The 26,878-nt window shown below is 62.0% G+C and carries 22 protein-coding genes and 1 pseudogene; 13 read left to right on the forward strand and 10 right to left on the reverse strand.

Annotation, left to right across the window (positions count from 1 at the left end; all coding sequences use genetic code 11):
• From GIW79_RS26225 to GIW79_RS26245, 5 genes and pseudogenes are all read left to right on the forward strand, one after another.
• Positions 1-313 (forward strand): annotated as a pseudogene (locus tag GIW79_RS26225) (LysR family transcriptional regulator); the annotation flags it as partial.
• Between the two features lie 204 nt (positions 314-517).
• Positions 518-1,108 (forward strand): antibiotic biosynthesis monooxygenase, encoded by a 591-nt coding sequence (locus GIW79_RS26230; protein WP_057974877.1) that lies wholly within the window; start codon positions 518-520, stop codon positions 1,106-1,108.
• A complete protein-coding gene (locus tag GIW79_RS26235; protein WP_057974876.1) occupies positions 1,105-2,943 on the forward strand; it encodes an amidohydrolase in 1,839 nt (612 codons plus the stop codon). Before GIW79_RS26230 ends, GIW79_RS26235 begins: the two co-directional genes overlap by 4 nt.
• A 29-nt stretch (positions 2,944-2,972) precedes the next feature.
• Positions 2,973-3,590, forward strand: coding sequence for an isochorismate family cysteine hydrolase YcaC (ycaC, locus tag GIW79_RS26240; protein ID WP_003191905.1), 618 nt, complete (start codon positions 2,973-2,975; stop codon positions 3,588-3,590).
• A 244-nt stretch (positions 3,591-3,834) separates the two neighbouring features.
• Positions 3,835-4,716, forward strand: a complete 882-nt coding sequence (locus GIW79_RS26245; protein ID WP_054898661.1) for a LysR family transcriptional regulator — start codon at positions 3,835-3,837, stop codon at positions 4,714-4,716.
• Here GIW79_RS26245 and GIW79_RS26250 read toward each other — a convergent pair.
• Positions 4,703-5,740: an AraC family transcriptional regulator gene (locus tag GIW79_RS26250; protein ID WP_034127395.1), complete on the reverse strand. Its 1,038-nt coding sequence runs from the start codon at positions 5,738-5,740 to the stop codon at positions 4,703-4,705. The two genes, GIW79_RS26245 and GIW79_RS26250, sit on opposite strands and share 14 nt — an antisense overlap.
• Position 5,741: 1 nt before the next feature.
• Complete coding sequence (locus GIW79_RS26255) at positions 5,742-6,656, reverse strand: GGDEF domain-containing protein (RefSeq protein ID WP_236455376.1); 915 nt, start codon at positions 6,654-6,656, stop codon at positions 5,742-5,744.
• 813 nt (positions 6,657-7,469) lie between these two features.
• Here GIW79_RS26255 and GIW79_RS26260 point away from each other — a divergent pair.
• From GIW79_RS26260 to GIW79_RS26280, 5 genes are all read left to right on the forward strand, one after another.
• Positions 7,470-9,980: a TonB-dependent receptor gene (locus GIW79_RS26260; protein WP_236455610.1), complete on the forward strand. Its 2,511-nt coding sequence runs from the start codon at positions 7,470-7,472 to the stop codon at positions 9,978-9,980.
• A 170-nt stretch (positions 9,981-10,150) separates the two neighbouring features.
• On the forward strand, positions 10,151-12,016 hold the full coding sequence (locus tag GIW79_RS26265; RefSeq protein ID WP_236455618.1) for a phytase: 1,866 nt from the start codon (positions 10,151-10,153) through the stop codon (positions 12,014-12,016).
• A gap of 47 nt (positions 12,017-12,063) precedes the next feature.
• Positions 12,064-12,756, forward strand: coding sequence for a protein TolQ (gene tolQ / locus GIW79_RS26270; protein WP_198862104.1), 693 nt, complete (start codon positions 12,064-12,066; stop codon positions 12,754-12,756).
• 15 nt (positions 12,757-12,771) lie between these two features.
• Positions 12,772-13,218: a protein TolR gene (tolR, locus tag GIW79_RS26275; protein WP_054898666.1), complete on the forward strand. Its 447-nt coding sequence runs from the start codon at positions 12,772-12,774 to the stop codon at positions 13,216-13,218.
• A complete protein-coding gene (locus GIW79_RS26280) occupies positions 13,215-13,976 on the forward strand; it encodes an energy transducer TonB (protein ID WP_236455620.1) in 762 nt (253 codons plus the stop codon). Before tolR ends, GIW79_RS26280 begins: the two co-directional genes overlap by 4 nt.
• A 104-nt stretch (positions 13,977-14,080) precedes the next feature.
• Here GIW79_RS26280 and GIW79_RS26285 read toward each other — a convergent pair whose 3' ends face one another.
• The 6 genes from GIW79_RS26285 to GIW79_RS26310 form a co-directional block, all read right to left on the reverse strand.
• Positions 14,081-15,028 (reverse strand): D-isomer specific 2-hydroxyacid dehydrogenase family protein, encoded by a 948-nt coding sequence (locus GIW79_RS26285; protein WP_054898668.1) that lies wholly within the window; start codon positions 15,026-15,028, stop codon positions 14,081-14,083.
• Positions 15,025-16,194: an acyl-CoA dehydrogenase family protein gene (locus GIW79_RS26290; protein ID WP_198791235.1), complete on the reverse strand. Its 1,170-nt coding sequence runs from the start codon at positions 16,192-16,194 to the stop codon at positions 15,025-15,027. Before GIW79_RS26290 ends, GIW79_RS26285 begins: the two co-directional genes overlap by 4 nt.
• 161 nt (positions 16,195-16,355) lie before the next feature.
• Positions 16,356-17,696 carry an LLM class flavin-dependent oxidoreductase gene (locus GIW79_RS26295; RefSeq protein ID WP_034127403.1) on the reverse strand — a complete coding sequence of 447 codons (1,341 nt, stop codon included), beginning with the start codon at positions 17,694-17,696 and terminating at the stop codon, positions 16,356-16,358.
• Positions 17,697-17,706: 10 nt separating this feature from the next.
• Positions 17,707-18,681 (reverse strand): ABC transporter substrate-binding protein, encoded by a 975-nt coding sequence (locus tag GIW79_RS26300; protein WP_072448840.1) that lies wholly within the window; start codon positions 18,679-18,681, stop codon positions 17,707-17,709.
• Between the two features lie 82 nt (positions 18,682-18,763).
• Complete coding sequence (locus GIW79_RS26305) at positions 18,764-20,347, reverse strand: rhodanese-related sulfurtransferase (protein WP_198791233.1); 1,584 nt, start codon at positions 20,345-20,347, stop codon at positions 18,764-18,766.
• Positions 20,344-20,955: a cysteine dioxygenase gene (locus tag GIW79_RS26310; RefSeq protein ID WP_014718170.1), complete on the reverse strand. Its 612-nt coding sequence runs from the start codon at positions 20,953-20,955 to the stop codon at positions 20,344-20,346. The genes GIW79_RS26305 and GIW79_RS26310 overlap by 4 nt, the downstream gene beginning before the upstream one ends.
• Positions 20,956-21,168: 213 nt before the next feature.
• Between GIW79_RS26310 and GIW79_RS26315 the strand changes: the two genes are divergently transcribed.
• Positions 21,169-22,074, forward strand: a complete 906-nt coding sequence (locus tag GIW79_RS26315; RefSeq protein ID WP_032896831.1) for a LysR family transcriptional regulator — start codon at positions 21,169-21,171, stop codon at positions 22,072-22,074.
• A gap of 661 nt (positions 22,075-22,735) precedes the next feature.
• Here the strand turns inward: GIW79_RS26315 and GIW79_RS26320 are convergent.
• Complete coding sequence (locus GIW79_RS26320; protein ID WP_054898675.1) at positions 22,736-23,521, reverse strand: DeoR/GlpR family DNA-binding transcription regulator; 786 nt, start codon at positions 23,519-23,521, stop codon at positions 22,736-22,738.
• Positions 23,522-23,641: 120 nt separating this feature from the next.
• On the opposite strand from GIW79_RS26320, the gene GIW79_RS26325 reads away from it, so the two are divergent.
• Positions 23,642-24,802, forward strand: a complete 1,161-nt coding sequence (locus GIW79_RS26325) for an alpha-hydroxy acid oxidase (RefSeq protein WP_054898676.1) — start codon at positions 23,642-23,644, stop codon at positions 24,800-24,802.
• 192 nt (positions 24,803-24,994) lie between these two features.
• On the opposite strand, the gene GIW79_RS26330 is transcribed toward GIW79_RS26325, so the two are convergent.
• The gene (locus GIW79_RS26330) at positions 24,995-25,921 is read right to left on the reverse strand and encodes an alpha/beta hydrolase (protein ID WP_072448848.1); all 927 of its coding nucleotides are present in this window, start codon (positions 25,919-25,921) and stop codon (positions 24,995-24,997) included.
• Positions 25,922-26,086: 165 nt separating this feature from the next.
• On the opposite strand from GIW79_RS26330, the gene GIW79_RS26335 reads away from it, so the two are divergent.
• Positions 26,087-26,674 (forward strand): NUDIX domain-containing protein, encoded by a 588-nt coding sequence (locus GIW79_RS26335; protein WP_034125680.1) that lies wholly within the window; start codon positions 26,087-26,089, stop codon positions 26,672-26,674.
• The last annotated feature ends 204 nt before the right edge of the window (positions 26,675-26,878 follow it).

Raw genomic sequence — 26,878 nt, forward strand, 5'->3', positions numbered from 1 at the left:
GTCGTTCTCGGGTGACCTGGGCGGAAATATCGCCCTGGACCGGGCCCGCAGGGGCCGGTCGCGCGGCGTGGTACTGGCGGTGCCGCAGTTCAGGGGGTTACGGGCGTTGCGGGCGGGGACGCAGATTATCGCGCCCGTGCCGGATTACGCCGGGTGCGCGCTGACCGAAGGCACACGTCTGCGCGCCGAGGACCCGCCGTTTGCGATTGATGCGGCGGAACTGTCGATGGTGTGGAGCGGGGTGCATGACAACGACCCGGCGGAGCGGTGGTTGAGGGGCAGGATTGCGGAGCATATGGCGCGGGCCACATAGATTTGCCGGCAATTGCAGGAGCGAGCTTGCTCGCGAAAAACTCCCAGGCGCCACGTTTATTCAGAAAGTAGGGGTTATCGTTGACGTTTTTTGCGCGCAAGCCCGCTCCTGCAACAAGCCAAACAGCACATACATCCAATTCTCCCCAGCCGCCAAGCCGCCAGACTCTCCCCATCGCTCAATACCCCGGGGAAGCACTCAGCCATGGATTCAACCACCAACACCAGCCCCGACGAAGTCGTCACCCTGGTCGTCAAGCACCGGGTCAAACCCGGTTTTGAAGTCGAGTACGAAGCCTGGTTGCGCCGCATCGTGCGCATCGCGGGCGAACGCCCTGGGCACCTTGGTGTTGACGTGGTGCGCAGCCAGCAAAACGGCATGGCGCTGTTCACTTGCGTGCTGCGCTATCGCTCCACCAGCGCCCTTGAGCTGTGGCTCGGTTCCCCGCAACGCCAGGCCCTGATCGACGAAGCCGCGCCCATGCTGGCGGACGGCGACCAGACGGAAATCGGCGCGGCCAATGAATTCTGGTTCACGCCCCAGGCCGAGGGTGGTGCCAAGCCGCCGCGCTGGAAGCAGGCGGTGGTCAGCCTGTTTGTGATCCTGCCGCAAACCCTGCTGCTGCCGTTTATCTGGGGGCCGATCCTGCGGTTGCACCCGTTTCTGTCCAATTACGTGGTCTCCACCTTCCTGGTCACGCTGACCATCGTGTTGCTGGTGGTGTACCTGCTGATGCCGGCGGCCACCCGCCTGTTCGCTCCCTGGCTTGAAGCCTCTGTAAAGGAAACCCTATGAACGCCGATCTGATTCTGTTCAATGGCCAGTTCCACACCGTGGACCGGGAAAACCCACGCGCCACCGCCGTGGCCATCCACCAAGGGCGCTTTGTCGCCGTGGGTACCGACGGCGAAGCCATGGCCCTGCGCGGCAGCGGCACCCAGGTCATCGACCTCAAGGGCCGCACCGTAATTCCCGGCCTCAACGACTCGCACTTGCACCTGATTCGTGGCGGGTTGAACTACAACCTTGAACTGCGCTGGGAAGGCGTGCCGTCCCTGGCCGATGCCTTGCGCATGCTCAAGGACCAGGCCGACCGCACGCCCACGCCGCAATGGGTGCGCGTGGTGGGCGGTTGGAACGAATTCCAGTTCGCCGAAAAGCGCATGCCCACCCTGGAAGAACTCAACCAGGCCGCCCCGGACACCCCGGTGTTCGTGCTGCACTTGTACGACCGCGCCTTGCTCAACCGCGCAGCCCTGCGGGTGGCGGGCTACACCAAGGACACGCCGAACCCGCCGGGCGGTGAGATCGTGCGCGACAGCAACGGCAACCCCACCGGCATGCTGGTGGCGCGGCCTAACGCGATGATCCTGTATGCGACCTTGGCCAAGGGCCCGAAACTGCCTTTGGAATACCAGGTCAACTCCACCCGCCAGTTCATGCGGGAACTCAATCGCCTGGGCCTGACCAGCGCCATCGATGCCGGCGGCGGCTTCCAGAACTACCCCGATGACTACGCGGTGATCGAGCAACTGGCCAAGGATCAACAGTTGACGGTGCGCATCGCCTACAACCTGTTCACCCAGAAGCCCAAGGAAGAGCTCAGCGACTTCAAGAACTGGACCGGCAGCGTCACCCTGCATCAGGGCGATGACTACCTGCGCCATAACGGGGCCGGCGAGATGCTGGTGTTCTCGGCGGCGGACTTTGAAGACTTCCTCGAGCCCCGCCCGGACCTGCCGCTGACCATGGAACAGGAGCTGGAACCGGTGGTGCGCCACCTGGTGGAACAGCGCTGGCCGTTCCGTCTGCACGCCACTTACGACGAGTCCATCTCGCGCATGCTTGACGTGTTCGAGAAGGTCAACCGCGATATTCCGTTCAATGGCTTGCCGTGGTTCTTCGACCACGCCGAAACCATCACCCCGAAAAACATCGAACGTGTGCGTGCCCTCGGTGGCGGTATTGCGATTCAGGATCGCATGGCGTTCCAGGGCGAATACTTTGTCGAGCGCTACGGCGCCAAGGCCGCCGAAGCCACACCGCCGATCAAGCGCATGCTGGCCGAAGGCGTGCCGGTTGGGGCGGGCACCGATGCCACCCGCGTGTCGAGCTACAACCCCTGGACCTCGCTGTACTGGATGGTCAGCGGCCGTACTGTCGGTGGCCTGGAGCTGCACGCCGAGGGCTTGCCGCGCCTTACCGCATTGGAGCTGTTCACCCACGGCAGCGCCTGGTTCTCGTCCGAGCAGGGCAAGAAAGGCCAGATCAAGGTCGGTCAATTGGCGGATGTCGCCGCGTTGTCGGCGGACTTTTTCAGTGTCGAGGAAGAAGCTATCAAGTGGATCGAGTCGGTGCTGACAGTGGTCGGCGGCAAGGTCGTGTACGGCGCTGGCGACTTCGAAGATTTCGCACCGCCACGGGTACCGGTGCTGCCCGACTGGTCGCCGGTGGTCAAGGTGCCAGGGCACTGGCGCCCGACGTCGCCGATGCAGGCCCAGGTTCACCAGTGCAGCGGCCCTTGTGGCGTGCATGCCCACAGCCATGAAAAAGCGCGCCTTTCCAGCGTGCCGGTCAGCGACTTCCAGGGTTTCTGGGGGGCGTTCGGCTGCTCCTGCTTTGCTTTTTGAAAAACACCCCATCCCCAAAGGAGTTACCCATGACTTACAAGCGCTTGAACAAAGACGATGCTGTTGTGCTGTTGGTTGATCACCAGACCGGCCTGATCTCCCTGGTGCAGGATTTCTCCCCCAACGAGTTCAAGAACAACGTGCTGGCCCTGGCCGACGTGGCGAAGTTCTTCAACCTGCCGACCATCCTGACCACCAGCTTTGAAAGCGGCCCCAACGGCCCGCTGGTGCCTGAGCTCAAAGAACTGTTCCCCGACGCGCCGTACATTCCGCGCCCTGGCCAGATCAACGCATGGGACAACGAAGATTTCGTCAAGGCCGTCAAGGCGACCGGCCGCAAGCAGATCATCATTGCCGGTGTGGTGACCGACGTGTGCGTGGCATTCCCGACCCTGTGTGCCCTTGACGAAGGCTTCGAGGTTTTCGTGGTCACCGACGCTTCCGGCACCTTCAACGAAACCGTGCAACAAGCCGCCTGGGCGCGTATGACCGCCGCCGGTGCGCAACTGGTCAACTGGTTCTCGGTGGCCTGCGAGCTGCAAGTGGACTGGCGCAACGACATGGAAGGCCTGGCCAACCTGCTTTCGCCGCGCATTCCCAACTACCGCAACCTGATGAACAGCTACTCGGCGTTCGCTGCCAAGTAACCTGCTCTGTAAAACACCGCAAAACCCTGTGGGAGCTGGGCTTGCCCGCGATTGCGATGCATCAGTCAACAGTATTGCTGGCTGATACACCGCTATCGCAGGCAAGCCAGCTCCCACATGGGTTTATATTGCCCACAACATCAGCGCCTGACACAGCTCAAACATTTGATGGTGTTCACATTTTGGTTTGTGGTGTGACCACTGACGGGCTATAAAACAGCCTATCGTCCCCTGAGAAGCGACAATGAACCCCTTCGAAGACATGCGCCTGTTCTGCCAGGTCATGGAATCCGGCAGTTTCACTGCCGCCGCCGAGCAATTGGGCTTGTCCAAGCAATTCGTCAGCCGCCGCCTGATCCAACTGGAAGACCGCCTGGGCGTACGTCTGCTCAACCGCTCCACACGGCGCCTGGACGTCACGCCGCTGGGCCAGAGTTACTACGAGTCGGCCTTGCGCCTGCTCGGTGAGGTGGAGCAAGTGGAGCAGGGCATCGCCGGCCAGAACAGCGAACCCCGCGGCACCATTCGCCTCAGTGCACCCTTGTCGTTCGCCATGGCGCACCTGGGTTGCTTGTTGCCGTTGTTCCTGCGCCAGCATCCGCAGGTCTGCGTTGAAGTCGACCTGAGCGACCGCCCGGTGGACTTGATCGGCGAAGGCTACGACCTGGTGCTGCGCATCGGCACCCTGGAAGACTCCACCCTGATCGCCCGGCGGATCGCCGCTATCGAGCGGGTGTATTGCGCCAGCCCCGACTACCTGGCGCTGCGGGGGACGCCATTGAAACCCGAGGATTTAGCCACGCACGACTGCCTGCCTTACGGCCACGGCCGTCAGGTGCAATGGCGTTTCAAAGGCAAGGTGCAAGCGTTGAGCGTCAGTGGGCGCATGCGCGTCAACAACGGTGACCTGCTGCGCGATACCGCGATAGCCGGTTTGGGCGTTACCTACCTACCGACGTTCATTGTCAGCGAGGCCTTGAAGGATGGGCGTCTGGTCAAGGTACTGGAGGACTTCGCTCCTGAGGCCTTGACCCTGTCGGCGGTGTACCCGCAGCACCGCCAGAGTTCACGCCCGGTGCAAGCGCTGGTGGAGTTCCTGCGCGAACGCCTGGCTAGCGGCTGCTGAACAGTTGGCGGATCAGGTTGGGCGTGCTGCCCGTCCACCGCTTGAACGAGCGCCGAAAATTCGCCGCATCGTTGAAATTCAGGTACGCCGCTACTTGCTCGTTACTCCACCCCTTGGCCTGGTACAGGTGCAACGCCACATGCTTGCGCACCCGGTCGACCTGTTGCTGAAAACCGGTGTCGTGCCGTTGCAACTTGCGCTTTAGCGTGGCCGGGCTCATGGCGAAGGTGTGGGCGGCCTGTTCCAGGCTTGGTGGCTGGCGCACGTGTTCGCGCAGGTAGGCATCGAGGCAGTCCAGAAAACTTGTGGCAAAGCCCAGTTGCTCGATTTGTTCAAGGGCTTGCTGGCGCGCGACTTGGCCCGCCGTGGCCGAAGCACCCGGCCAGGTGTGGGTGAGGTATTCACGGGGGAGGCACATCATGTTCAGAGGGCGTTCGAAGCGCGTGTGTTCGCCCAGATGCACCCAGTATTGCTCGACATACCGAGGTTCGGCGTGGCTGAAGCTGCACACCCACGGCAAGCGCTGGCCGCTGAGCCATTGGCTCATGGCAACCAGTGAAGTCATGCTGGCTTCGAGCAGAAAGCGCCAGTGTTCGCCGGCGCCGCAACTGTCCAACCAATACAGGTAAGCGTGGTGCTCATCCAGCTCCAGTTGCAGCGTGGCCAGCGGGCTGAGCAGCACTTGTTGCTGGATCAGGATATCCAGGGCCTGATGAAGGTTCTGTGCATGCCCCAGGGCATGACTGGCGGCGCCATAGTAGCCGGGCAGCAGGCGTTGGCCAAACAGGAAACTGCTGTCATCGGCATCCAGCAGTTTGCGGCTGTTGCCGATCAAACCCAGGAACTGCTGCGGGCTCAATCGCGCATTGCCGGCTAGGATGTCTTCGTGGAACAGGCCGGTGCCGCGCAGTAGGCGATGGCTGTCGATGTCCCGGGACAAGCCCAGGTCGATCAACGTGGCGGGTTGATAGTGACCGGGGATGAAGCGGCTGTCGTTTTCATACCAGCTGGTTTTCACGGCCATTTCAGGCACTTTTCGCAAGGGGTTGCTTGGCCCGGGCCAGGCCGATATTCAGCCGTTTGAGCAGCTCGTGGGGTGACTCTTGCAAGGCCATCACCACCGCCGTGGTCGCCGTCAGTTGCAGGCGTTCGCCCTGTTGCCGGGTCTTGTGGGCGAGGCTCTGCACCGCGTGTTGCAACTCCAGCGCCACGCCCTGGGCCTGGCGCTCGCCGGTGTTGGGCAGCAGCACCACAAAACGATCGCCCGCCAGGCGGCACAACAGGTCCTGGCGGCGCAGGTTGAGCAGCAGCACATGGCTGACCGCCTGTAGCACCGCATCACCCTCGGCATGCCCGTAGGCCTGGTTGATGGTGGCGAAGTTGTCCAGGTCCAGGGCCAACAACGACAGTGGTTGTTGCTGCGCTTGGCTGTCGCGCAGGCTGTCGGCGAGTTGGCGCTTGAGGTAGTCGGCACCGGCCAGGGGCGTGAGTTTGTCGAACAGCCGATGCTCGCGAAACAACCGCTCGCGTTTTTCCATCTGTGCGCTGATCGCCAGTTGTTCGTGGTGCCAGTGATAAATGCCAATCGTCAGCAGGATCATGCCCACCGGCATTGGCCCTGACTCCAGCCAGTGATCCCAGGAGATGCTGTCAGGCAGGCGGATGAATTCGTCGAGGCTGTCGATCCACCAGGAAAAAAAGATGCACGACAGCCCCAGCGCCAGGTATTGGGTGACCCGTCCGGCGGGGCGGCTTTTCAATACCAGGCCCAGCCAGATCAGCGCGAGCAGCGCCGAACCGCCTTCGCCGATGATATCCAGCCACACCCATTCGCTGACGCTCTTGAGCTCGCCGCAGGCCAGGTGCAGGATCAGCCCGAGGTTGGCGGCGATCAGGAGCAATGCGAGTTTCCAGCGGTGGGGTTTGAGCACGGAAAACATGGCCACGGGTCCTTGGGCAAATGAGTAATGGGCGTCAGCACAGCAGATGGATGTGACGGTTGGATGACGGGCGGGGAGGGTCGAATCAGCTCATGCCCTCGGCCTATTTTTTAGCTGGACATAGAGCCCATGTGGGAGCTGGCTTGCCTGCGATGGCGACCTGACAGGCGACACTGTTATACCGAGTACATATCCATTCCTGCGATAACGGCCACTTAGGGTTCCGCTTTTACAGCGGCTCACTTTTGAAAAGAGCCCAAAAGTAAGCAAAAGGCTCTTGCCCCACCACTCGGCACCTCGCTTAGGCTCGGTGTGCCCGTAATCCGCCAGTGATTTGGGGGGCCGCCGCCACGCGCCATCCATGGCGCGGGGCGGCTAAACCGGCATCCCTGCCGGTTTACCCCCCAAATCCCTGTCGAATTCCGGCCAGCGTGGTTTAACGGGGCGCCTAAGATCAAGATCAAGAGCAGATCAAGAGCGGCTCGCTTCGCATCGTGGTTACCTGGGCGGCACATTCGACTTCTCTGTCGATTGAACTGCCGTCTTCGCAGACAAGCCAGCTCCCACATTTGGACTGTGGGGTGTCAGAGAGATAAGCATCGGCTGTCCGGCCGCTATCGCAGGCAAGCCCGCTTGCTCCCGCATCTGACTGAGGTCATTTCAGCTCATTTATCCGCTCCAGAAGCCTGTAAACCCCGCTTTGACAGGCTCTGCCCGCAACCTTGTCACAGAACCGTCACGCCTGCCCCCTAGCGTGCCCTCCCAGTTGCCGGGCCCCTTGCCTGGCGCCAACGGATTCTTGGGGAGGGTTTCATGTACAAGCGCACCGGGCTCGTCAGCTTTACGCTTACCGCCTTGGCTCTGGCGATAGCCTGCGAGCGGCTCAACGCCGCGGAAGCGGCCACCGAGCATGTCGATGTGGTCGGCCAAGCCGCTGCGATCGACAGCGCCCTCAAGGAGCAGCGCTCTTCCGACAGTATCAAGAGCGTGGTGCATGCCGACGGCGTCGCCCAGTTGCCGGATGAGAACGTTGCCGAGGCGGTGCAGCGCTTGCCGGGCATCAGCGTTGAACGTGACCAGGGCGAAGGCCGCTTTGTCAGCGTGCGCGGCCTGGGCCCGGACCTCAACAGCGTGACCATCAACGGCACCCTGGTGCCATCCCCCGAGAGCGAGCGCCGCGCCGTGGCCCTCGATGTTCTGCCTTCGGAGTTGGTGCAGTCGCTGTCCGTGATCAAGACGCTCACACCGGACATGGACGCCAACTCCCTCGGCGGCACCGTCGATGTGAAAAGCCTTTCGGCGTTCGACCACAAGGGCCTGTTCTATACCGGCAGCACCGAGGCCAGCTACGACAAGAACACGCACCAGACCAGCCCCAAATTCTCCGGCGCCGCCAGTAACCGGTTCAGCCTCGGCGACGGTATCGACAACTTTGGCGTGGCCGCGGCCCTCAGTTGGCAGAAGCGTGATTTCGGCTCGGACAACGTCGAAACCGGCGGCGCCTGGGACTTCAGCAACGGCGCCCGGCTCAACGAATTCGAGCAGCGCGACTACGACATCAGCCGTGAACGCGCGGGTGGTGGCCTTAACTTCGATTACAAGCCCGATGACCTCAGCAGCTACTACCTGCGCACCCTCTACAGTCGCTACAAGGACACCGAAACCCGCAACGCTGCCAGCCTCGAGTTTGCAGACCCGCAAGCGCCCGGCGAATTGGGCGAAGCCGAGGGCAAGCGCAAGCTCAAGAACCGCGAGGAAACCCAGCAAATCCAGTCCTACGTAGTGGGCGGTGAACGCATGCTCGGCCTGTGGACCCTGAGCGGCCAGGCCGGTTACAGCCGCTCCAGTGAAGACAGCCCGGGGCATATTGCCGGTGCGACCTTCGACGGCGGTGACTTTGCCGACAGCGGCTTCTACGACACGGCCAAGCCGCGCCCGCTCGTTGGTAGCGGTTTCTACGACCCCGCCAATTTCAGCCTGGACAAAGTCGACTGGGAAAAACAGCACACCCAGGACACCGAGAAGAACCTGCGCCTGGACCTGGCCCGCGACTATGACCTCAGCGGTTACGCATCCCAGTTCAAGTTCGGCGGCAAGGTCAGCCGGCGCCACAAGGACAATGACCTGGAGGCCTGGGTCTACAAGGACCTGGATGAACAGGACTTGAGCGATGAACAACTCAACCTAACGCAGTTCCAGAAGGGCAACGTCGACTACCGCCTCGGCCGCTTTGGCCCAGGTATCAGCGCGGGCAATATCCGTCAGTTGATCGGCGGCCTCAATCGCGATGACTTCTATGACCCGACCGAATCCACTGTCAACGACTTCACCATCCGCGAAGACATCAATGCCGGCTACCTGATGAACACCGTCGATATTGACGACTGGCGCTTCATCGCCGGTATGCGTTACGAGGGTACCGAGTTCGAAGCCAAGGGCACCGGTGCCACGGACGGCCAGTTCAGCGCCACCGAGACCAAGCGCCGTTATCACCACTGGCTGCCGGGCCTGCATGCGCGCTACCAGATTGACAAGAACACCCAAGTGCGCGCCGCCTGGACCAAATCGGTGGTGCGTCCGACCTTTGGCCAACTGGCCCCGGGTTTTGTGATTGACGATGACGAGGCCACGTTCGGCAACCCGGACCTCAAGCCTCTGGAATCAAGCAACCTGGACCTGGGCATCGAGCATTTCATGGGCCGTGCCGGTACCGTCTCGGCCTTCGTGTTCTACAAAGACATCCAGAACTTCGTCTACAACACCGACGTGGCTGGTACCGGTGCCTGGGCCAACTTCGCCGAGGCGCACACCTTTGCCAACGGCGACAGCGCCAAACTGTATGGCCTGGAACTGGCCTACTCACAGAAGTTCGACTGGCTGCCTGCGCCATGGAACGGCCTGATGATCGGTGCCAACAGCACCTTCAGCCGTTCCCGCGCGGACATCGAGGGCTTCGACAGTGCCAGTGGGCGCAATCGCAAGCGCAACATCAGCCTGCCCAACCAGTCGGACACGGTCGGCAACCTGATGCTCGGCTGGGAAGACGACACCCTCAGCCTGCGCCTGTCGGCCAATTACAAATCGGCCTATTTGTATGAGTTGGCGTCGATCAATGACAAGGCCCATGACCTGCACGTCGACGCGCAAACCTTCGTTGATTTCAGTGCGCGCTACTCACTGACCAAGAACCTGCAGGTCAGCTTCGAGGCACAGAACCTCACCGACGAGTCGTACTTCGTCTACACCGGCCACCGTAGCTACAACGGCCAGTACGAAGAGTACGGCCCCACCTACAAGTTGGGCCTGACCTTCACCCATTTCTAACCCTGGCCCCTGTAGGAGCGAGCGCGCTCGCGAAAAACTTCAACGATGACGCGGGGCGCCTGAATGAATGCGGCGCCTGGGAGTTTTTCGCGAGCAAGCTCGCTCCTACAGGGCATCAGGGCAAGCCCTCCCAAACGGGATCTCCATTGTTTTCGAAGGATTGTCTGTTCATGAGAATTTCCAAGCTGTGCCTGCTGGTCGTACTGGTTAGCAGCGCCAATGCGTTCGCCACTGACCTACCGTTGACCCCGTGGGCACCCAGCCTGAACGCCCAAGCCGTGGCCTTCCTGCCCGGCGGCACCCAGCGCGTAGCGGCCAGTGCCCGCGACGGCCTGCTGCTGCTCGACGATAACGGCGTCGAACTGGCGCGCTTCAAAGGCCGTTTCAGCAGCCTCGACACCCGCGCTGCCGGCACTCAATCGCTGATCGCAAGCCTCGATAACGATCGCCAGCAGGTCTTGCTGATCGGTCTCGATGGCGCCGGCAAAACCTGGGGTACGCCGCTGTACCTGCCGACCCGCGACTTCGCGGTAAATAGCCTGTGCCTCTATCGCGATTCGGCGGCCAACCTGTTTGTGTTTCTGGTCGGTGAAGAGGGCAAGGGCGAGCAGTGGCTGGTGGGCAATGGTTCGACGCTGTTGGCCCAGGCGCAGCGTGTTCGCAGCCTGCCACTGCCGCCATCGGCGCAATACTGCCAAGTGGATGATGCGGCCGAGCGATTGGTGGTGAACGAGCAAAACGTCGGCTGGTGGGCCTACCCGGCGCACCCGGAAGCCGAGGTGAAGCGCACGCCCGTGGCGCTGTTCTACGATCCCCAGCGCGAAGCAGGCGCCATGGCACTGGTGCCGGGCGGGATGCTCGCGTTGGACTCGAAAACCGCGCAATTGCACCTGTTCCAGCAAGTCGGGGAACGTTGGGTTGAGCAACCCAGCCTGGCCTTGCCGGGCCTCAAGGAACCGGAGCAGTTGGTGATACAGGGCCGGCAGGTGCTGGTGCGGGACGACGACAGCGAGCAGCTCTATCAGGGCCGCCTTGACTGGCAAGCCACGCCGGTGCCGGTTGCGCCGATACTTGCGCAAGTCGCCGCACTGCGCCAGACCGAACCCGTGGGTCGCCAAGGCGACGCGGCGGATGACCCGGCCATCTGGGTTCACCCTGAAACGCCGGCCAAAAGTCGCGTGCTGGGGACCAACAAGAAACAGGGCCTGCTGGCCTACGATCTTGACGGCAAGCTGTTGCAGGAGCTGGCAGTGGGGCGCCTGAACAATGTCGACATACGCTCTGGCTTCAAACTCGGTACGCACACCGTCGACCTGGCCGTGGCGAGTAATCGCGACCGCAATAGCCTGAGCCTGTTCAGCATCGACCGCCAGAGCGGCGAGTTGCTTGAAGCCGGTGAGGTCCCCACGCCACTCAAGGACATCTACGGCATCTGTCTGTACCAGCCTGCCAGCGGTGAGCTCTACGCGTTCGCCAATGACAAGGATGGCACCTTCCTGCAATACCGCCTGAGTGCACCGGCTGGCCGTGTGCAGGGCGAGTTGGTGCGTCAGTTCAAGGTCGACAGCCAGCCCGAGGGCTGTGTGGCCGATGACCAGCGCCAACGCTTGTTTATCGGTGAGGAAGATGTCGGCGTGTGGGCGATGGATGCCCGTGCCGACCAACCGGCCACGCTCACTTCGGTGATCAAAGTCGGCCCGCAACTGCACGCGGATGTCGAAGGCCTGGCGCTGTATCAAAGCCCCGCGCGGGATTACCTGGTGGTCTCCAGCCAAGGCAATGACAGCTACCTGGTGCTGGACGCCGAGCCGCCATTCGCTGTACGCGGCGCCTTGCGCGTTGGCCTCAATGCGGCCGCCGGCATTGATGGCGCCTCGGAAACCGATGGCCTTGAGGTCACTGCCGTCAACCTCGGCGGGCCATGGAACCAGGGCATGCTGGTGGTGCAGGACGGGCGCAAGCGCATGCCCGAGCAAGCCCAGAACTTCAAGTTCGTGCCCTGGGCCGAGGTGAGCCGCGCGTTGAAATTACCCTGAGCTGTCATCACGCAGTCATCCGTTTTTAATCGAATAGGAGCTTTACCATGCACGCGACGATGGAACATATGACGATCTGGAGTTTGATCAGCGACGCCAGCCTGTTGGTCAAGGCTGTGATGGTCACTTTGCTGCTGGCTTCCTTGCTCAGCTGGTACCTGATCATTCAGCGCAGCAGTGTACTGCGTGGTCTGGAACGGCAGCTCAACGGCTTCCTGGCGCGCTTTCGCGTGGCGTCGGACCTGCAACCCTTGTATCGCGACACCGTGCAGGCGGGCGAGGGCGGTGTGGCGCCGATCTTTATTGCCGGCATGCAGGAATACCAGCATCTGCACCACCACGATCCGGCAGTGCTCGAGGGTGTGGAGCGCGCCTTGCAGGTTGCGATCACCGACCAGGAGCTGGAGCTGGAAAAAGGCCTGCAGTTTCTGGCGACGGTGGGGTCGGTCAGCCCCTATATCGGCCTGTTCGGGACTGTATGGGGCATCATGAATTCGTTCCTCGGCTTGTCGCAGGTGCAACAGGCTACGCTATCGACCGTGGCACCCGGTATAGCAGAAGCCTTGATTGCCACGGCCATTGGCCTGTTTGCGGCGATTCCGGCAGTAGTCGCCTATAACCGCTTTGCGGCCCGCAGCCAGACTTTGCTCACGCGCTACTACGCTTTTGGCAATGAGCTGCAAGTGCACCTGCACCGCACACTGCGCGGTACCTCGAACAACCTGGCCGTGGCCGCCTGAACAAGGAGCAAAGCGATGTTGATCAGGCCGCAACGCAAGCACGGGCCCAAGGCCGAGATGAATGTGGTGCCCTACATCGACGTGATGCTGGTGCTGCTGGTGATCTTCATGGTCACCGCGCCCATGCTCACCCAGGGCGTGAAGATCGAACTACCCAAGGTCGCCGCCGAGGCGCTGGCCACCGATACGCGCCAGCAGATCCTGACGTTGTCGGTGAAGGCGGACGGTGGCTACTACTGGAACCTGGGTGGCGAGCTGGATACGCTCCAGCAGACCGACAGCGCGGTGACCCTGGAAGAAATGAGCGCCAAGGTCATGCAGGTGGTGGCGGCGCGCAGCGATACCCAGGTGTATATCCGTGCTGACGACAATGCAGGTTATGGCCGTGTAGTGGCGGCCATGGCGGTGCTGCAGAAGGGCGGCGTCAGCAATCTTGGGCTCGTCACCGAGGCCCCGCAATGACGGCGATGATCATGCACAGTCCGGCACTGGCCTTGGCGCCCAACGGCGATGGTTTATGGCGTAAAAGCCTGGCAGCGAGTCTGGCCGTGGCGCTGCATGGTGCGGTGGCAGTGGCGTTGATGCTGGGCTGGTCGACGGAGCGACCAGGGGTGGATGCGCCGCGGGTGATGCACACGCAGTTGGTGGTTTTACCCGCTCCGGCGCCGGCGCCTGTGCCGACACCCGAGCCCGTAGCTGCCGCGCTGGCAGAACCTGTTGTCATCCCGGTACCGACCAGGCCGACGGTTGATCCGCAGGTGCAGGCGCAAAAGCTCGAGAAAGCCGCGCTGGCGCGCAAGCGGGTTGAAGAAAAGAAACTCGAGCAACAACAGCAGCGCATGGCGACCGAGCAGCACAATCGGGCGTTGGAACAGCAACGTCTGAGTCAGGAGCGTGCCGCTTCGGAAAAAGCCCGAGCCGCCGTGCCTGCGCCTACCCCTGCATTCGACAGCCGCCAGTACCAACCCTTGAGCAAGGCCGCCCCCGACTACCCCGAACGCGCCCTGGACAAGAACATCGAAGGCGACTGCTCGGTGGAGTACACCGTCAACACCCAGGGGCACGTGGAAAACCCCAAGGTATTGGAAGGCTGTCACCCGTTGTTCATCAGGCCCTCATTGGCGGCGGCCAATACTTTTCGCTACCAGCCGAGAATCGTCGATGGCAAAGCTGTTGCCGTACCGGCAGTGCGCAACACCTTCCACTACCGCATCAAATGAACTTCTCCAGCCACCTTCCCAAAACCTGTGGGAGCTGGCTTGCCGGCGATAGCGGTGGCTCAGTTGAATATTCAGTGGCTGGCCCCCCCTTTGCGGGCAAGCCGTCAGACATTCGCGAGGTTACTTAACTCAAGGCCCGCCACATACCGTTCCAGATTAGCCAGGAACGTATCCGCAATTTCCTCCTTGCTGCGGGTCGAAATAGCCGAAGTATGCGGCGACAGCCGTACCCTCGGATGGCTGTACAGCGGATGCCCATCGGGCAGTGGCTCTGGCTCGGTGACGTCGAGGGAAGCCAGGCCGATCTGGTTGTTATCCAACGCGTGCAACAGCGCTTGCTGATCGAGCAGGCCACCGCGGGCGATATTGATCAGGTGCAGCCCCGGCTTTGCGCTGGCCAGTACATTACGATCGATGATATGCCGCGTTGCTTCGGTCAGGGGGGCCGCCACCACCAGGTGATCGGCGCGGGCAAACAGGTCGTGGATGTCCTTGGCCGCTTCCACGCCATCGAGGCCGAACGGGGTTGTGCTTTGACGCAGCGCCACCACCTTGAGCCCCAGTGCCAGAGCCTTTTGCGCCAGGCTTGTGCCAATCGCGCCAAAGCCCAAAAGGCCCAGCGTGGTGCCCTTGAGCGGGCGCAGCGCGGTGAACTGCCACTGGGCATCCTTTACCCAGATGTCCGGCAAATGCTTGGCCGCGGCAAAGATCGCCGCCAGGGCGAACTCGGCCAGGTTATCGGCGGCGCTGCCACGGGAAGTGGTCACGGGTGGGCCGTTGAATAGCCACTGGGGGTAGAAGTCGATACCCGACGACACCAGGTGCACCCACTGTGCGCCGTAGGGCCAGCCCGGTGGCGGGGTGTCGGGGGCGGTGTAGCCCCGCACATTGATCGGGCGCAGCAGCAGGATATTGGCGTGGGCCGGCAAGTCACTGGGCACACCGACCGGCACGCCGATTACCTGGGCTTCGGGGTGCAGTGGGGCAAGGCGCTCCCGGATCACCTGGTTGTAATCTTCGTCCAGTTGGCTGGCAATAATCACCTGGCTCATGTGCGTTCCTTTTGGCGCTGGTTGAACACAGCTTTGCCGACGCCTTGCAGCACGGCGTCATTTTGCGGAGTGTGGATGCGGCTGCACAGCACATCGCGGTAATGCCGTTGCAGTGGGCTGTGCCGTGATAGGCCAGGGTTGCCCGAGGCTTCGATGGCCAGCTCGACCGCACGGATCGCATTGCCGGTCACCAGGTACTTCACTTGTGCGGCATTGGCCGTCGGCGTGTGGCCTGCGGCAGCAGCATCGAGCAGGCTACGGTTGGCGAACAGCAAAGTGTCGATATGGCCGACGGTCTCCTGAAAACGCGGCAGGGTGGACAGTGCCGCGCCGAGATTCGACGGCTTGCGCTCCTCCAGCCAGTCCACCAGCCGGTCTCGTGCCGCCTGGGCCACGGCGTCGTACACCGAGGACAACAACACCGACATCCAGAGGAATCCTTCGCCATCCAGCTCCGCTTGCGGGGCGCTCCAGGGGCTGACGCTGACCGCATGGTCCAGGGGCACCCATACGTTGTCCAACACCACCTCATGGCTGCAGGTGGCGCGCATGCCCAAGTGGTCCCAGGTGTCGATGATGCTGACGCCGGGGCTGGCCTTGGGCACCAGCCAGGCGCCTACCAGCGGGTCGGCGTCATCGCTGCGCGCCCACACGCTGAACCAGCTCAGGCCATGGCTGCCGGTGGAGTAGAGCTTGCGCCCACTGATACGCCAGCCGTCGGCGGTGCGCACGGCGGTGGTGGCCGGCAAACCGCCACGGGCTGGGGTGCCAAGGTCAGGTTCGACACGCAGGGCATTGATCAGCGCGCCGTTCTGCACCGCCTCCTGCGCGACCTGCACGCGCAGGTGTGCGGGCCAGCTCTGGTTGTCTTGCAGGCGGGCGTGTTGCAGGTATTGCATCACCAGGATCAATGCCGTGGACGGTTCGCCCTTGGCGATGGCGCTAATGACCTTGCGCGCCTGGGACAGGCTGGCGCCACCGCCGCCGAGTTTTTTCGGCACGGTCAGGGCGATGAGTTGGTGTTGGTGCAGGAGCTTGAAATTAGCGTGGGGGAAGGCGCCGCTTTCGTCATAGAGGGGCGCGGTACTGGCCAGCTCGGCGCTGAGATGATCAAGCAGGGCGTCGAAATCGATGGCTTCCACAGCCTTGAGAGACGGTTGAGTCATAAGTCTGTACTCGGTCAAAAATGTGGGAGGGTGGCAAGCCCTGACCCCCTTGTAGGAGCGAGCTTGCTCGCGAAAAACTCACAGGCGCCGCGTTTATTCAGGAAGTGCGCGTTATCGTGGGCGTTCTTCGCGAGCAAGCTCGCTCCTACAGGGGGTAGTATTCAGGCCAGGGCTTGTTCGGTGGCTTCGATCACGCTGTAGCGGTTCGCTGGCACTTCCAGGCCGAGGTTGTCCCGTAGGGTGTGGCCGCTGTACTCGGTACGGAACAACCCTCGCTGTTGAAGCACCGGCACCACCAACTCAGTGAAATACTGCAGGCCATCCGGCAGTACCGAGTTGATGATGAAACCATCGCTGGCGCCGCTCTCGAACCAGGTCTGGATGGCATCCGCGACCTGTTCCGGGGTGCCGACAAAGTCGCGCTGGGGCCGCGAGAAACGCAGGGCCACTTCGCGCAGGGTCAGGCCTTCGTCACGGGCCAGTTGCTTGATACGTTCGGAGCCACCTTTCTGGCTGTTGGCGCCCAGGTCGCCCAGTTCAGGGAAGGGCGCATCCAGCGGGTACTGGCTGAAATCATGGTCGTTGAACGGCCGGCCGAGGGCGACAATGGCGTCTTCCACGGTGACCAGCGCCACGGCTTGCTGGTAGCGGCTTTCCACTTCGGCGGCATCGCGCCCGACAATCGGGCGGATGCCCGGCAGGATCGACAGGCTGTCCGGGTCGCGGCCAAAGCCCTTGGCGCGGCGTTTCAAATCGGCGCTGTAGGCCTTCGCCTCATCGATAGTTTCCACATGCACAAAAATCGCATCGGCGTTTTCGGCGGCAAAGTTACGCCCATCCTCCGAAGTGCCCGCCTGGAAAATCGCCGGTTGGCCCTGGCGCGAACGCGCGATGTTCAGCGGGCCTTTGACCGAGAAGAATTCGCCCTTGTGGTTAAGCGCATGCAACTTGCCTGGGGTGAAGAATTCGCCGCTGTGCTTGTTATAGGCAAAGGCGTCGTCCTCCCAGGAATCCCACAGGCCCTTGACCACATTCAGGTGTTCCTTGGCGATGCGGTAGCGCACGGCGTGGGGCGGATGCTCGGCCTTGCCGAAGTTATCGGCGGTGCCACTCAGCCACGAGGTGACGACGTTCCAGCCGGCGCGGCCGCCGCTGATGTGGTCCAGGGAGGCGAACTGGCGTGCTACCTGGTAAGGCTCGGTGTAGCTGACGGTCACGGTGGCGACCAGGCCGATATGAGTGGTCAGCGCGGCCAGGGCCGAGAGGATCGTCAGCGGCTCGAAACGGTTGAGGTAATGGGGGCTGGACTTGGGGTGGATATGCAGGCTGTCGGCGATGAACACGAAGTCGAACCGGGCGGCTTCGGCCAGTTCGGTCTGCTGCTTGTAGAAGCCGAAATTGGTGCTGGCGTCGGGTTGTGCCTGCGGGTGGCGCCATTCGCCCCAACCGTGGCCGACACCGTGCACCATGGCACCGAGTTTCAATTGACGTGGCTTGCTCATGTTCTGCTCCTTAGCGCGAGGCTTGTTCGAGGGGGATACGCTTGGCGTTGAAGCTGGAATCGAAGCCCTGGGAGACGTCGATGTGTTTGCTCAGCAGGCCTTCTTTTACATAGGTGTCGGCGGTGGCTTGCAGGCCATGGATCACCGTATCGTCAATCGTGACCGGGGAAAGATGGGTGTCCTGGGCCACTTCTATATGCACGGCCAGTGGCAGGCCAGTGATCTTGGCCTGGGCAGCGGCGTATTGCTCGGGATGGGTATTGGCCCAGGCGTAGGCGCGATCAATGCGGGCGACAAAGTCGTCCAGTTGCACGCGCTTGTCGGCAATGGCTTGGCCGGTGGCGGCGAAGTACAGATGATTGCTCAGCAGGTGCTTGCCGCTCACCAGCACGCGAGCATTGCTCTGTGAGGTGACCACGGTGGTGTAAGGGTCCCACGTCGCCCAGGCATCGGCGGTGCCGTTGTCGAGTACCAGCCGGGACTCGGCGGGCAGCAGGAAGATGAACTGCACATCCTGGGTGGTCAGCCCGGCATCGTTCAGGGCCTTGATCGCCAGGTAGTGCCCGATGGAGCCGCGCCCGGTGACGATCTTCTTGCCCTTGAGGTCGGCCGCGCTCTTGATCGGCGAATCCTTGGGCACCAGCAGCGCCGTGGTGTTACGGCCCTCGGCATGGATGATGCTGATCACCTTGATCGAGGCACCGGCGCCGAGGGCGAACACATAAGGGGCATCGCCCAGGGCGCCGATATCCACAGCGCCGGCGTTCAGCGCTTCGCCCAGGGGCGAGGCCGAGGGGAATTCCGACCATTTGATCTCGTAGGGCACGTTCTGGCTTTCGCCCGAGGCTTCCAGCAGCGCCTTGATCGTGGATTTCTGGTTGGCCACGCGCAGCGGTTGCAGGTCGCCAGCCTGGACGGTGGAAAGCAGGCCGAGGGCGAGGGCAGCGCCCAGCAACAGGCGTTTGAATGGAATGGCGTACAGCATGGGAAAAACTCCAGGCGTTGGGTAAAGGAAAGTACCTCCGCCTGGAGAAGGGGTCGGTTGAGCGAAACGGTGCAGCGGTGAATCAGATCACGTAGAAACCATGGGTGCCGTCGCGGGCCAGTTGTTCCACGAGGCCGAACTCCCAATCCAGGTAAGCCTGCATGGCTTCCCGAGGGTTGTCGGTGCCTTCGTAAGGGCGGCGGTAGCGGTCGATACGCGGGGACGCCAAGTGGCTTTCGCCTGACTCAAGGGGCAGTTGCGCTTGGATCCAGCCGGCCGTGCCGTCCTGCAGCAAAAAGACCGGCTTGCCGGTAAGGGCCTCGACTTCCGGCACGGCCAGGCGCGCCAGTTGGCTGCTGCCGCAGGTCAACACATAGCGCTGGGCGCTCGGTACCTTGCTCAGGGCCTCGGGCAGTTGCGCGCGTAGCACCCACCGAGCGCCGGGGATATGACGTTTCACGTAGTTGGCGCTGGCCGTGAAGTCCAGCACCTGCGTGTCGCCATGGCCGAGCCAGTCGGCAAGGGTGTGGGGGCTGATCAGTTCGGCCTGGGGCGGCGGCGGTACTGGCGCGACCCATGCGCCGCGCTCGCTGAAGTGCTCCGCTTGCAGGTCATCCAATACGTACACCTGCCAGCCCAACTGGGCCAGCCACGACGCGGACATATTGGCGCGCACACCGTCGTCGTCCACCAGTACCAGGCGCGCACCGCGCACACTGGCAACGTGGTCGGTTTCCTGCACCAGTTGCCCGCCCGGGGTGGCGCGGGCGCCCGGCAGGTGGCCGGCTTCGAATTCTTCTGCGGTGCGCACATCGAACAGGTAGGTGGTGCGGGTCGCGTCCTGTTGCCAGCGGTGCAGATCATTGAGCGTCGCACGCTTGACCCCGGCTTTATCGGCAACACCATGTGCCTTTTGGGCGGCGAGTTGGCGATGGTTTTCCGAGGTCGGCGCAAAGCGGCGCGCCTGGCCATGGTCGAGGGTCTGCCCGGCCAAGGTCCAGCCGATGGTGCCGTTGCGCAGGGCTGCCACCGGGTTGGGGAGGCCGGCGTTGATCAACGACTGAGTGCCGATAATGCTGCGGGTGCGCCCGGCGCAATTGACGATAATGCGCGTAGACGGATCGGGCGCCAGCTCACGGGCGCGCAACACCAACTCGGCCCCCGGCACGCTGATGCTGCTGGGGATGCTCATGGTCTGGTATTCGTCGAAGCGGCGCGCATCGAGCACCACCACATCGGCCTGGCTGTCGAGCAGGGCCTGGACCTCTTCGGCGGCCAGGGACGGTGTGTGGCGCTGGCTCTCCACCAGTTCGCCAAACGCCTTGCTGGGTACATTGACGTCGATAAACAGCTCGCCACCGGCCCGACGCCAACCGTCCAGCCCATCCTCCAGCAGGCTGACCTGGGTGTAGCCCAGTGCAACCAGGCGTTCGGCGGCGCGCTGGGCCAGCCCTTCGCCGTTGTCGTACAGGGTGACTTGGGTATCGCGGCGTGGAATGCGCGCGTACACCTCCAGTTCCAGCTTGGACAAGGGGATATTCGCGGCGAACAGCGGATGGGCCTCGGCAAAGGGGGCTTCTTCGCGCACGTCGATCAGCGCGACTTCTTCGCGTGCCAACAGGGCCTGGCGAATCTGCGCAAAGCTGCGGGTCGATAGGGTGGTCATAGGGCAGGGCTCTTTTCTTTGGACAGGTCCCAGATGTTCGGGAGATAGGCGTTGGAATAACCGGAGATAAACAGTTTCTCGCTGCCGTCGGGTTGATACACCGCCCGGCGCACCGCGCCGATATTGGCGCCGTATACGTGGATGCTGATGGACACTTGGTCGCCGTGGGCATTGCTGACCTGATGGATATCGCCGACTTTGGGCGACACCGCCTCGACCTGGCCCGGCAGCAATTGCACGGGTTCGCCTTGCGCTACCAGGCCGCCGCCCGGTGCCCGGGCAAACCCCTGGGAAACCTCCGCGCCGCGCAACATGCCGATCAGACCCCACACCCTGTGATCATGAATCGGCGTGCGTTGCCCTGGCCCCCATACAAAGCTGACCACGCTGAACCGCTGGCGCGAATCGGCATGCAGCAAAAATTGCTGGTAGCGCTCGGGGTCGGGCTGGGCGAACTCGTCGGGCAGCCAATCATCGTGGCTGACCAGTTGCGCCAGCAGCTTGCCGCCACGGTGCAGCAGGTCGCCTTCACGCGGGTTGCCGTCGATCAATTCCGCCAGGGCGCCTATGAAGGCTCTGAGTCTCTCGGGGTGTCGGGCCTGGGTCATGACCATTCCATCGGGCTGTTGGTATGCTTTTATCTAAGCATAATGTTTATTTTTAATATGCTATTTTTTAATGATTAGCTTATAGCCGGAGGTAATTTAGAACCGGTTTGAATAGTGTTAGACGTTATTGATCACTGGCTGGGCTATCCAGACCTGTGTGCGGCCACTATGCTTCACGCACATCTTAATGACTGATCTGTATGTGCGGCCCAAATGAAAATTGACGATATCGATGCCTTTGTCGAAGTGATTCGTTGCCAGTCCATCAGCCATGCCGCCGCGTCGTTGCAGCTGACCCAGCCAGCCATCACCCGCCGCGTGCAGAACTTCGAGCAGGCCCTGGGAGTGGAGTTGTTCGACCGCAACACCAAGCCCCTCAAGCCAACGCTGATCGGTACCCGGGTCTATGAGCAATGCCGGTTGATCCTGCGCGAGATGGATGCCCTGCGCGAACTGGTGGCCACCGATGCACCGCCCACCGGCGTGCTGCGCCTGGGCGTACCGCAGACCATCGGCGATGTGGTGCTGCTGGACGCACTCAAGCATCTGCGCAGCGAATACGCCGACTTGCGCGCCCAGGTTGCCACCGGCTGGGGCAGCCAATTGGTCGGCAAGATTGAACGCGGCGAACTGGATGCGGCGGTGGCGTTGTTCCCCGCAGGCAAGATCTTCCCGGACAACCTGGTCGGTGAGTCCATCGGCAAGATGGAGTTGGTGGTGGTCTGTGCCAAGGCGCAGTTGCCGAAGAAGCCTTGCAAGCTGGCGGACGTGTACCAGAGCGGTTGGATCCTCAACCCGGACGGTTGCGGGTTCCGTGCGGGGTTGCAGCGCACCTTGTCTGACCAGGGCCTGGCGCTGCGGGTGAACCTGGAAACCTTCGGCACCGAACTGCAACTGGGCCTGGTGGCCGACGGCCTCGGCCTTGGCCTGGTGCCACGTCCGTTGCTGGAACGCAGTGCTCATCGCGAGCACCTGGCGGCGATGCCCCTCAAGGACTTCAAGCCGGTGATGGATTTGTGGCTGATCTATCCGCATTTTCTCGGCAACCTGCAAGGGCCGGTGGATGCGTTTGGTCAATGGGTGGCGGATGCTTTGCACAAGATCCGCAGCGCTGCCTGACGCTCTGCCAGCCGACATTTACCTACCTGACACCCCGCAATCCAACTGTGGGAGCTGGCTCGCCTGCGATGACGGGCTGCCAGCCGACATTTACCTACCTGACACCCCGCAATCCAACTGTGGGAGCTGGCTTGCCTGCGATAGCGGCCTGACAGCCGATACAGGGTGTCAGACCGAGTACATATCCATTCCTGCGGTAACGGCTACTTAGGGCTCCGCTTTTACAGCGGCTCACTTTTGAAAAGAGCCCAAAAGTAAGCAAAAGGCTCTTGCCCCACCACTCGGCACCTCGCCCAGGCTCGGTGTGCCCGTAATCCGCCAGTGATTTGGGGGGCCGCCGCCACGCGCCATCCATGGCGCGGGGCGGCTAAACCGGCATCCCTGCCGGTTTACCCCCCAAATCCCTGTCGAATTCCGGCCAGCGTGGTTTAACGGGGCGCCTAAGATCAAGATCAAAAGCAGAGCAAGAGCAAGAGCAAGAGCAAGAGCAAGAGCAAGAGCGGCTCGCTTCGCATCGTGGTTACCGTCTCCAGATGGCCGGCTTGCCCTTTTTGTAGGAGCGAGCTTGCTCGCGAAAAACGCTCAGGCGCCGCGTTCATTCAGGAAACACGCGTTATTGTTGACGTTTTCGCGAGCAAGCTCGCTCTACACAGGGTTTGCATCACTGCACGTCCACCCGCTGCACCTGCAACCCCAACTGTTCATATGCTTGCACCTCCGGCGCGTCCCACTCGGTAATCAGCGTATGAATACGGCTGCAAGGCGCCACCACAAAGGGTTCCACCGCGCCGAGCTTGTCTGAGGTGGTCACGGCGATGACGTGGGACGCGCTGTCGAGCAAGGCTTGCTTGACGGCGACTTCACCAAAATGCAGCGAGGTGATGCCCACTTGCGGATGCAGTGCGCAAACCCCGGTGAACAACAGGTCGGCCTTGACGCTCTGGATCAGCCGCACCGCGTCATGGCCGCCGGTGGAGAGCGTGGCGGGGTTGAGTTGGCCGCCGGCCAGGATCACTTTTATATGCGGATGGTCGGCCAGGGCGATGGCGATCATGGGGGATGGCGTGACCACGGTCAGGTGCAGTGCATGGGGCAAGCATTGTGCGATCTGCAAGGTGGTGGAGCCAGAATCGAACAGCACGATCTGGCCGTCTTCAACCCGCTCCGCCGCCACGCGAGCGAGGTGGCGCTTGACCTCGTTGGTTTCCCCGACACGGGTAAAGAAATCCTTGCCGGTGTCCTTGGGTCGGGGCAGGGCGCCGCCATGTACGCGTTGCAACAGGCCTGCGGCAGCGAGTTCGCCGAGGTCGCGGCGGATGGTGTCCTGGGACACGGCAAAATGCTCGACCAACTCGGAGGCAGTGACCTTGCCGTCGCGTTCCAGCAACAACAAGATCTTCTGTTTGCGCAGGGAAGGCAGGTCGATGGCTTGATGAGTGTTATGCATGTTTGTGCGCTTTATTGCGGGTTTGTGCGAGATTAATCGCCGGCCCATCTAAACGCAACGGCTGGTTGCCCACGCTCCTGCCGGTTACTCTCTGTGTTCAGTTCAGGGAGAGGTGACCCGATGCCGTTGATCACAACCATCGAAGACTTACGCAAGCTGGCGCAAAAACGTGTGCCCCGCATGTTCTACGACTACGCCGATTCCGGCTCCTGGACTGAGAGCACCTACCGCGCCAACGAAACTGATTTTGCGCGTATCAAGTTCCGCCAACGGGTGGCGCGCAATATCGACGAGCGTTCGATCCGCGCCAGCATGATCGGCCAGCACATGGCCATGCCCGTGGCGTTGGCGCCGACTGGCCTGGCGGGCATGCAGCACGCCGATGGCGAAATCCTCACTGCCCGTGCCGCTGCTGCGTTCGGGCTGCGCTACACCTTGTCGACCATGAGTATCTGTTCGCTGGAAGACATCGCCGAGCATGTCGGCCAGCCGTTCTGGTTCCAGTTGTATGTGATGCGCGACCGCAGTTTTATCGAGCAGTTGATCGAGCGCGCCAAGGCGGCCGGGGTGGATGCATTGGTGCTGACCCTGGATTTGCAGATTCTGGGGCAGCGCCACAAGGACTTGATCAATGGTTTGTCCGCGCCGCCCAAGCTGACCCTGCCGAACATTCTCAACATGATCACCAAGCCTCGCTGGGTGATGGGCATGCTGGGTACCCAGCGGCGTGGTTTCGGCAATATCGTCGGGCATGTGAAGGGCGTGGCCGACATGAGTTCGCTGTCGTCGTGGACCGCCCAGCAATTTGACCCGCGCCTGAGCTGGGACGATGTGGCGTGGATCAAGCGGTGCTGGGGCGGCAAGCTGATCATCAAGGGCATTCTCGATGTGGAGGATGCGCGCTTGGCGGCCGATTGCGGTGCCGATGCGTTGGTGGTGAGTAACCACGGTGGCCGCCAGCTTGATGGCGCGCCGTCGAGCATCAGCCAATTGCCGGCGATTGTCGAGGCCGTGGGCAACCGCATTGAAGTGTGGCTCGACGGCGGTATTCGTTCCGGCCAGGACGTGCTCAAGGCCATGGCGCTGGGCGCCAAGGGCACCATGATTGGCCGCCCGCACTTGTATGGGCTAGGGGCTATGGGCGAGGCGGGCGTGACCAAGGCCCTCGATATCATCGCCCGCGAACTGGATGTGTCGATGGCGCTCTGTGGCTATAAGGATATACGCGAAGTGAATCGCGAAATCCTGTTGCCCGGTACCTTTCCTGGAAGCACGGCTTGAGCAAAAAAACCGTAAAAATATAAAAAGAGTTGTCCACGAAAACCGTGGGTATCTCTGTGGATAACTTTGCGAAGGCCCGGCAGCGTTGGCGATTTCAGCGAAGATCATTATTTGATCAACTTGTATTTCGGGCCAACATGGCCAGGGTTTGCGCTTGACAGCCAAGCGCGAACCCAGTGTCGAAAAGCGTATTTACGAGGCGTTATCGCGGCCTGTGGAGTGTGTCACCACCTGGGCAGGCATCTTCGTGCGCATCAGGTTTTCCAACGCCTGGCCATAGCTGCGTCCGGCGAGGTTCATGCTGTTGTTATGGCTGGCACCGGGCACCAGCAACAGGTGTTTGGGTTGCTGGGCGGCTTCGAATAACTGCTGGCTGAAGCGCGGTGGTACGTAGCGGTCGTCGAGGCCGTGGACCACCAGCAGCGGCATGTGGATGTCGGCAATCTTGTCGATGGAATCGAACTTCTGCGACAGCAACCAGCGTACCGGCAATGAGGTGTTGGCAACGGCCGTGGCGACATCTGCCAGGGAGGTGAACGTGGACTCGATCACCAGCCCACGCACCGGCAATGGCACCTGCTTGCCCAACTCGGCAGCGAGGTCGATGGCGACCGCGCCACCCAGGGAGTGCCCGTAGATCAGGCGTTTGCCGGGGTCTGGTTGCAGGGTCTGGAAACGCTCCCAGGCAATGCGTGCGTCCTCGTACACCGTGGCTTCCGAGGGCAGGTCGCCCTGGCTTTGGCCAAAGCCGCGATAGTCGATGGCCAGGACCGAAAAGCCCAGGGCATGCAGTTGCTCGATGCGAAACAATTGGCCCGTGAGGTTCCAGCGTACCCCGTGCAGGTAGAGGATGGCGGGCGCGTCTTTGTTGGCTGCCGGGTACCACCAGCCATGAATGTTCTGCCCTGCTTTGAAACTGGCGGGCGTGAGTTCGAATTCCTGCACCGCCTTGGGCAGGCCGGTGTACCAGCCGGCGGTTCCCGGCTCGATGCGAAACACAAGTTCGCGTTCCTTGTGTTGCAACACGGCGCAGCCGACCGGCAGGCCGACAACCAACACGGCCATGCACAGCCAGACAAGCCAGCGCAGGCCCCGGCGGGGCATAGAAACAGAAGACATGAAGGTTCCAGAACAAAGATGAAGCACGGGTTTTACCAGATGGCCTGGGCGGGTAGGCATTAATGCGACGGCCGTGACGGATGAAAGTGTTACAGCATTGAACAATCCTCGCGCGGGTTGATAGGGTGGACGGCTCGAACCTGCCCTACCTGCAAAGGCCCACACATGAACAACAGCCCCGTGCGCATCACCGCCGAAGAAACCCTCTCGGACAACTGGTACCTGCTGAAGAAATACAGCTTCGACCTGCGCCGTCGCGACGGCAGTTGGCAAGCCCAGACCCGCGAGGTGTATGACCGGGGCAACGGTGCGACCATCCTGTTGTACAACCGTGAGCAACGCACAGTCTTGCTGATTCGCCAGTTCCGCATGCCCACTTTCGTCAACGATTACCCCGGCTACCTGATTGAAGCGGCGGCCGGTTTGCTCGATAACGCCAGCGCCGAAGAACGCATCCGCCTGGAGGCCGAGGAAGAGACCGGCTATCGCGTCGGGCATGTTGAGAAAATCTACGCGGCGTTCATGAGCCCGGGATCTGTGACGGAGCGGATTCACTTTTTTATCGGTGAATACCAGCCAGGCGACCGAGTGGGAGCGGGCGGAGGCCTGGAAGAAGAGGGCGAGGATATCGAGGTACTGGAGCTGGGCTTTGAGCAGGCACTGGCGATGGTGCAGAGCGGGGAGATTGTGGATGGCAAGACGATTATGTTGTTGCAGCATCTGGAGCTGCGGATGTTGAAAGAGGGGTGGTGAGGTATGCCTTCATGTGCATAGGGATCTACACAACTTCGGCACGACGCTAAATCTGTGGCGAGGGAGCTTGCTCCCGCGACGGCCTGGCAGCCGACACAGATATAACTGATGCCCCGCGATCCAATGTGGGAGCTGGCTTGCCTGCGAAGACGGCCTGACAGTCAACACAGTTGGACCGTGTACATATCCATTCCTGCGGTAACG

The organism is Pseudomonas sp. PA-7-1E (assembly GCF_021605325.1).
Taxonomy (GTDB): Bacteria; Pseudomonadota; Gammaproteobacteria; order Pseudomonadales; family Pseudomonadaceae; genus Aquipseudomonas; species Aquipseudomonas fluorescens_BV.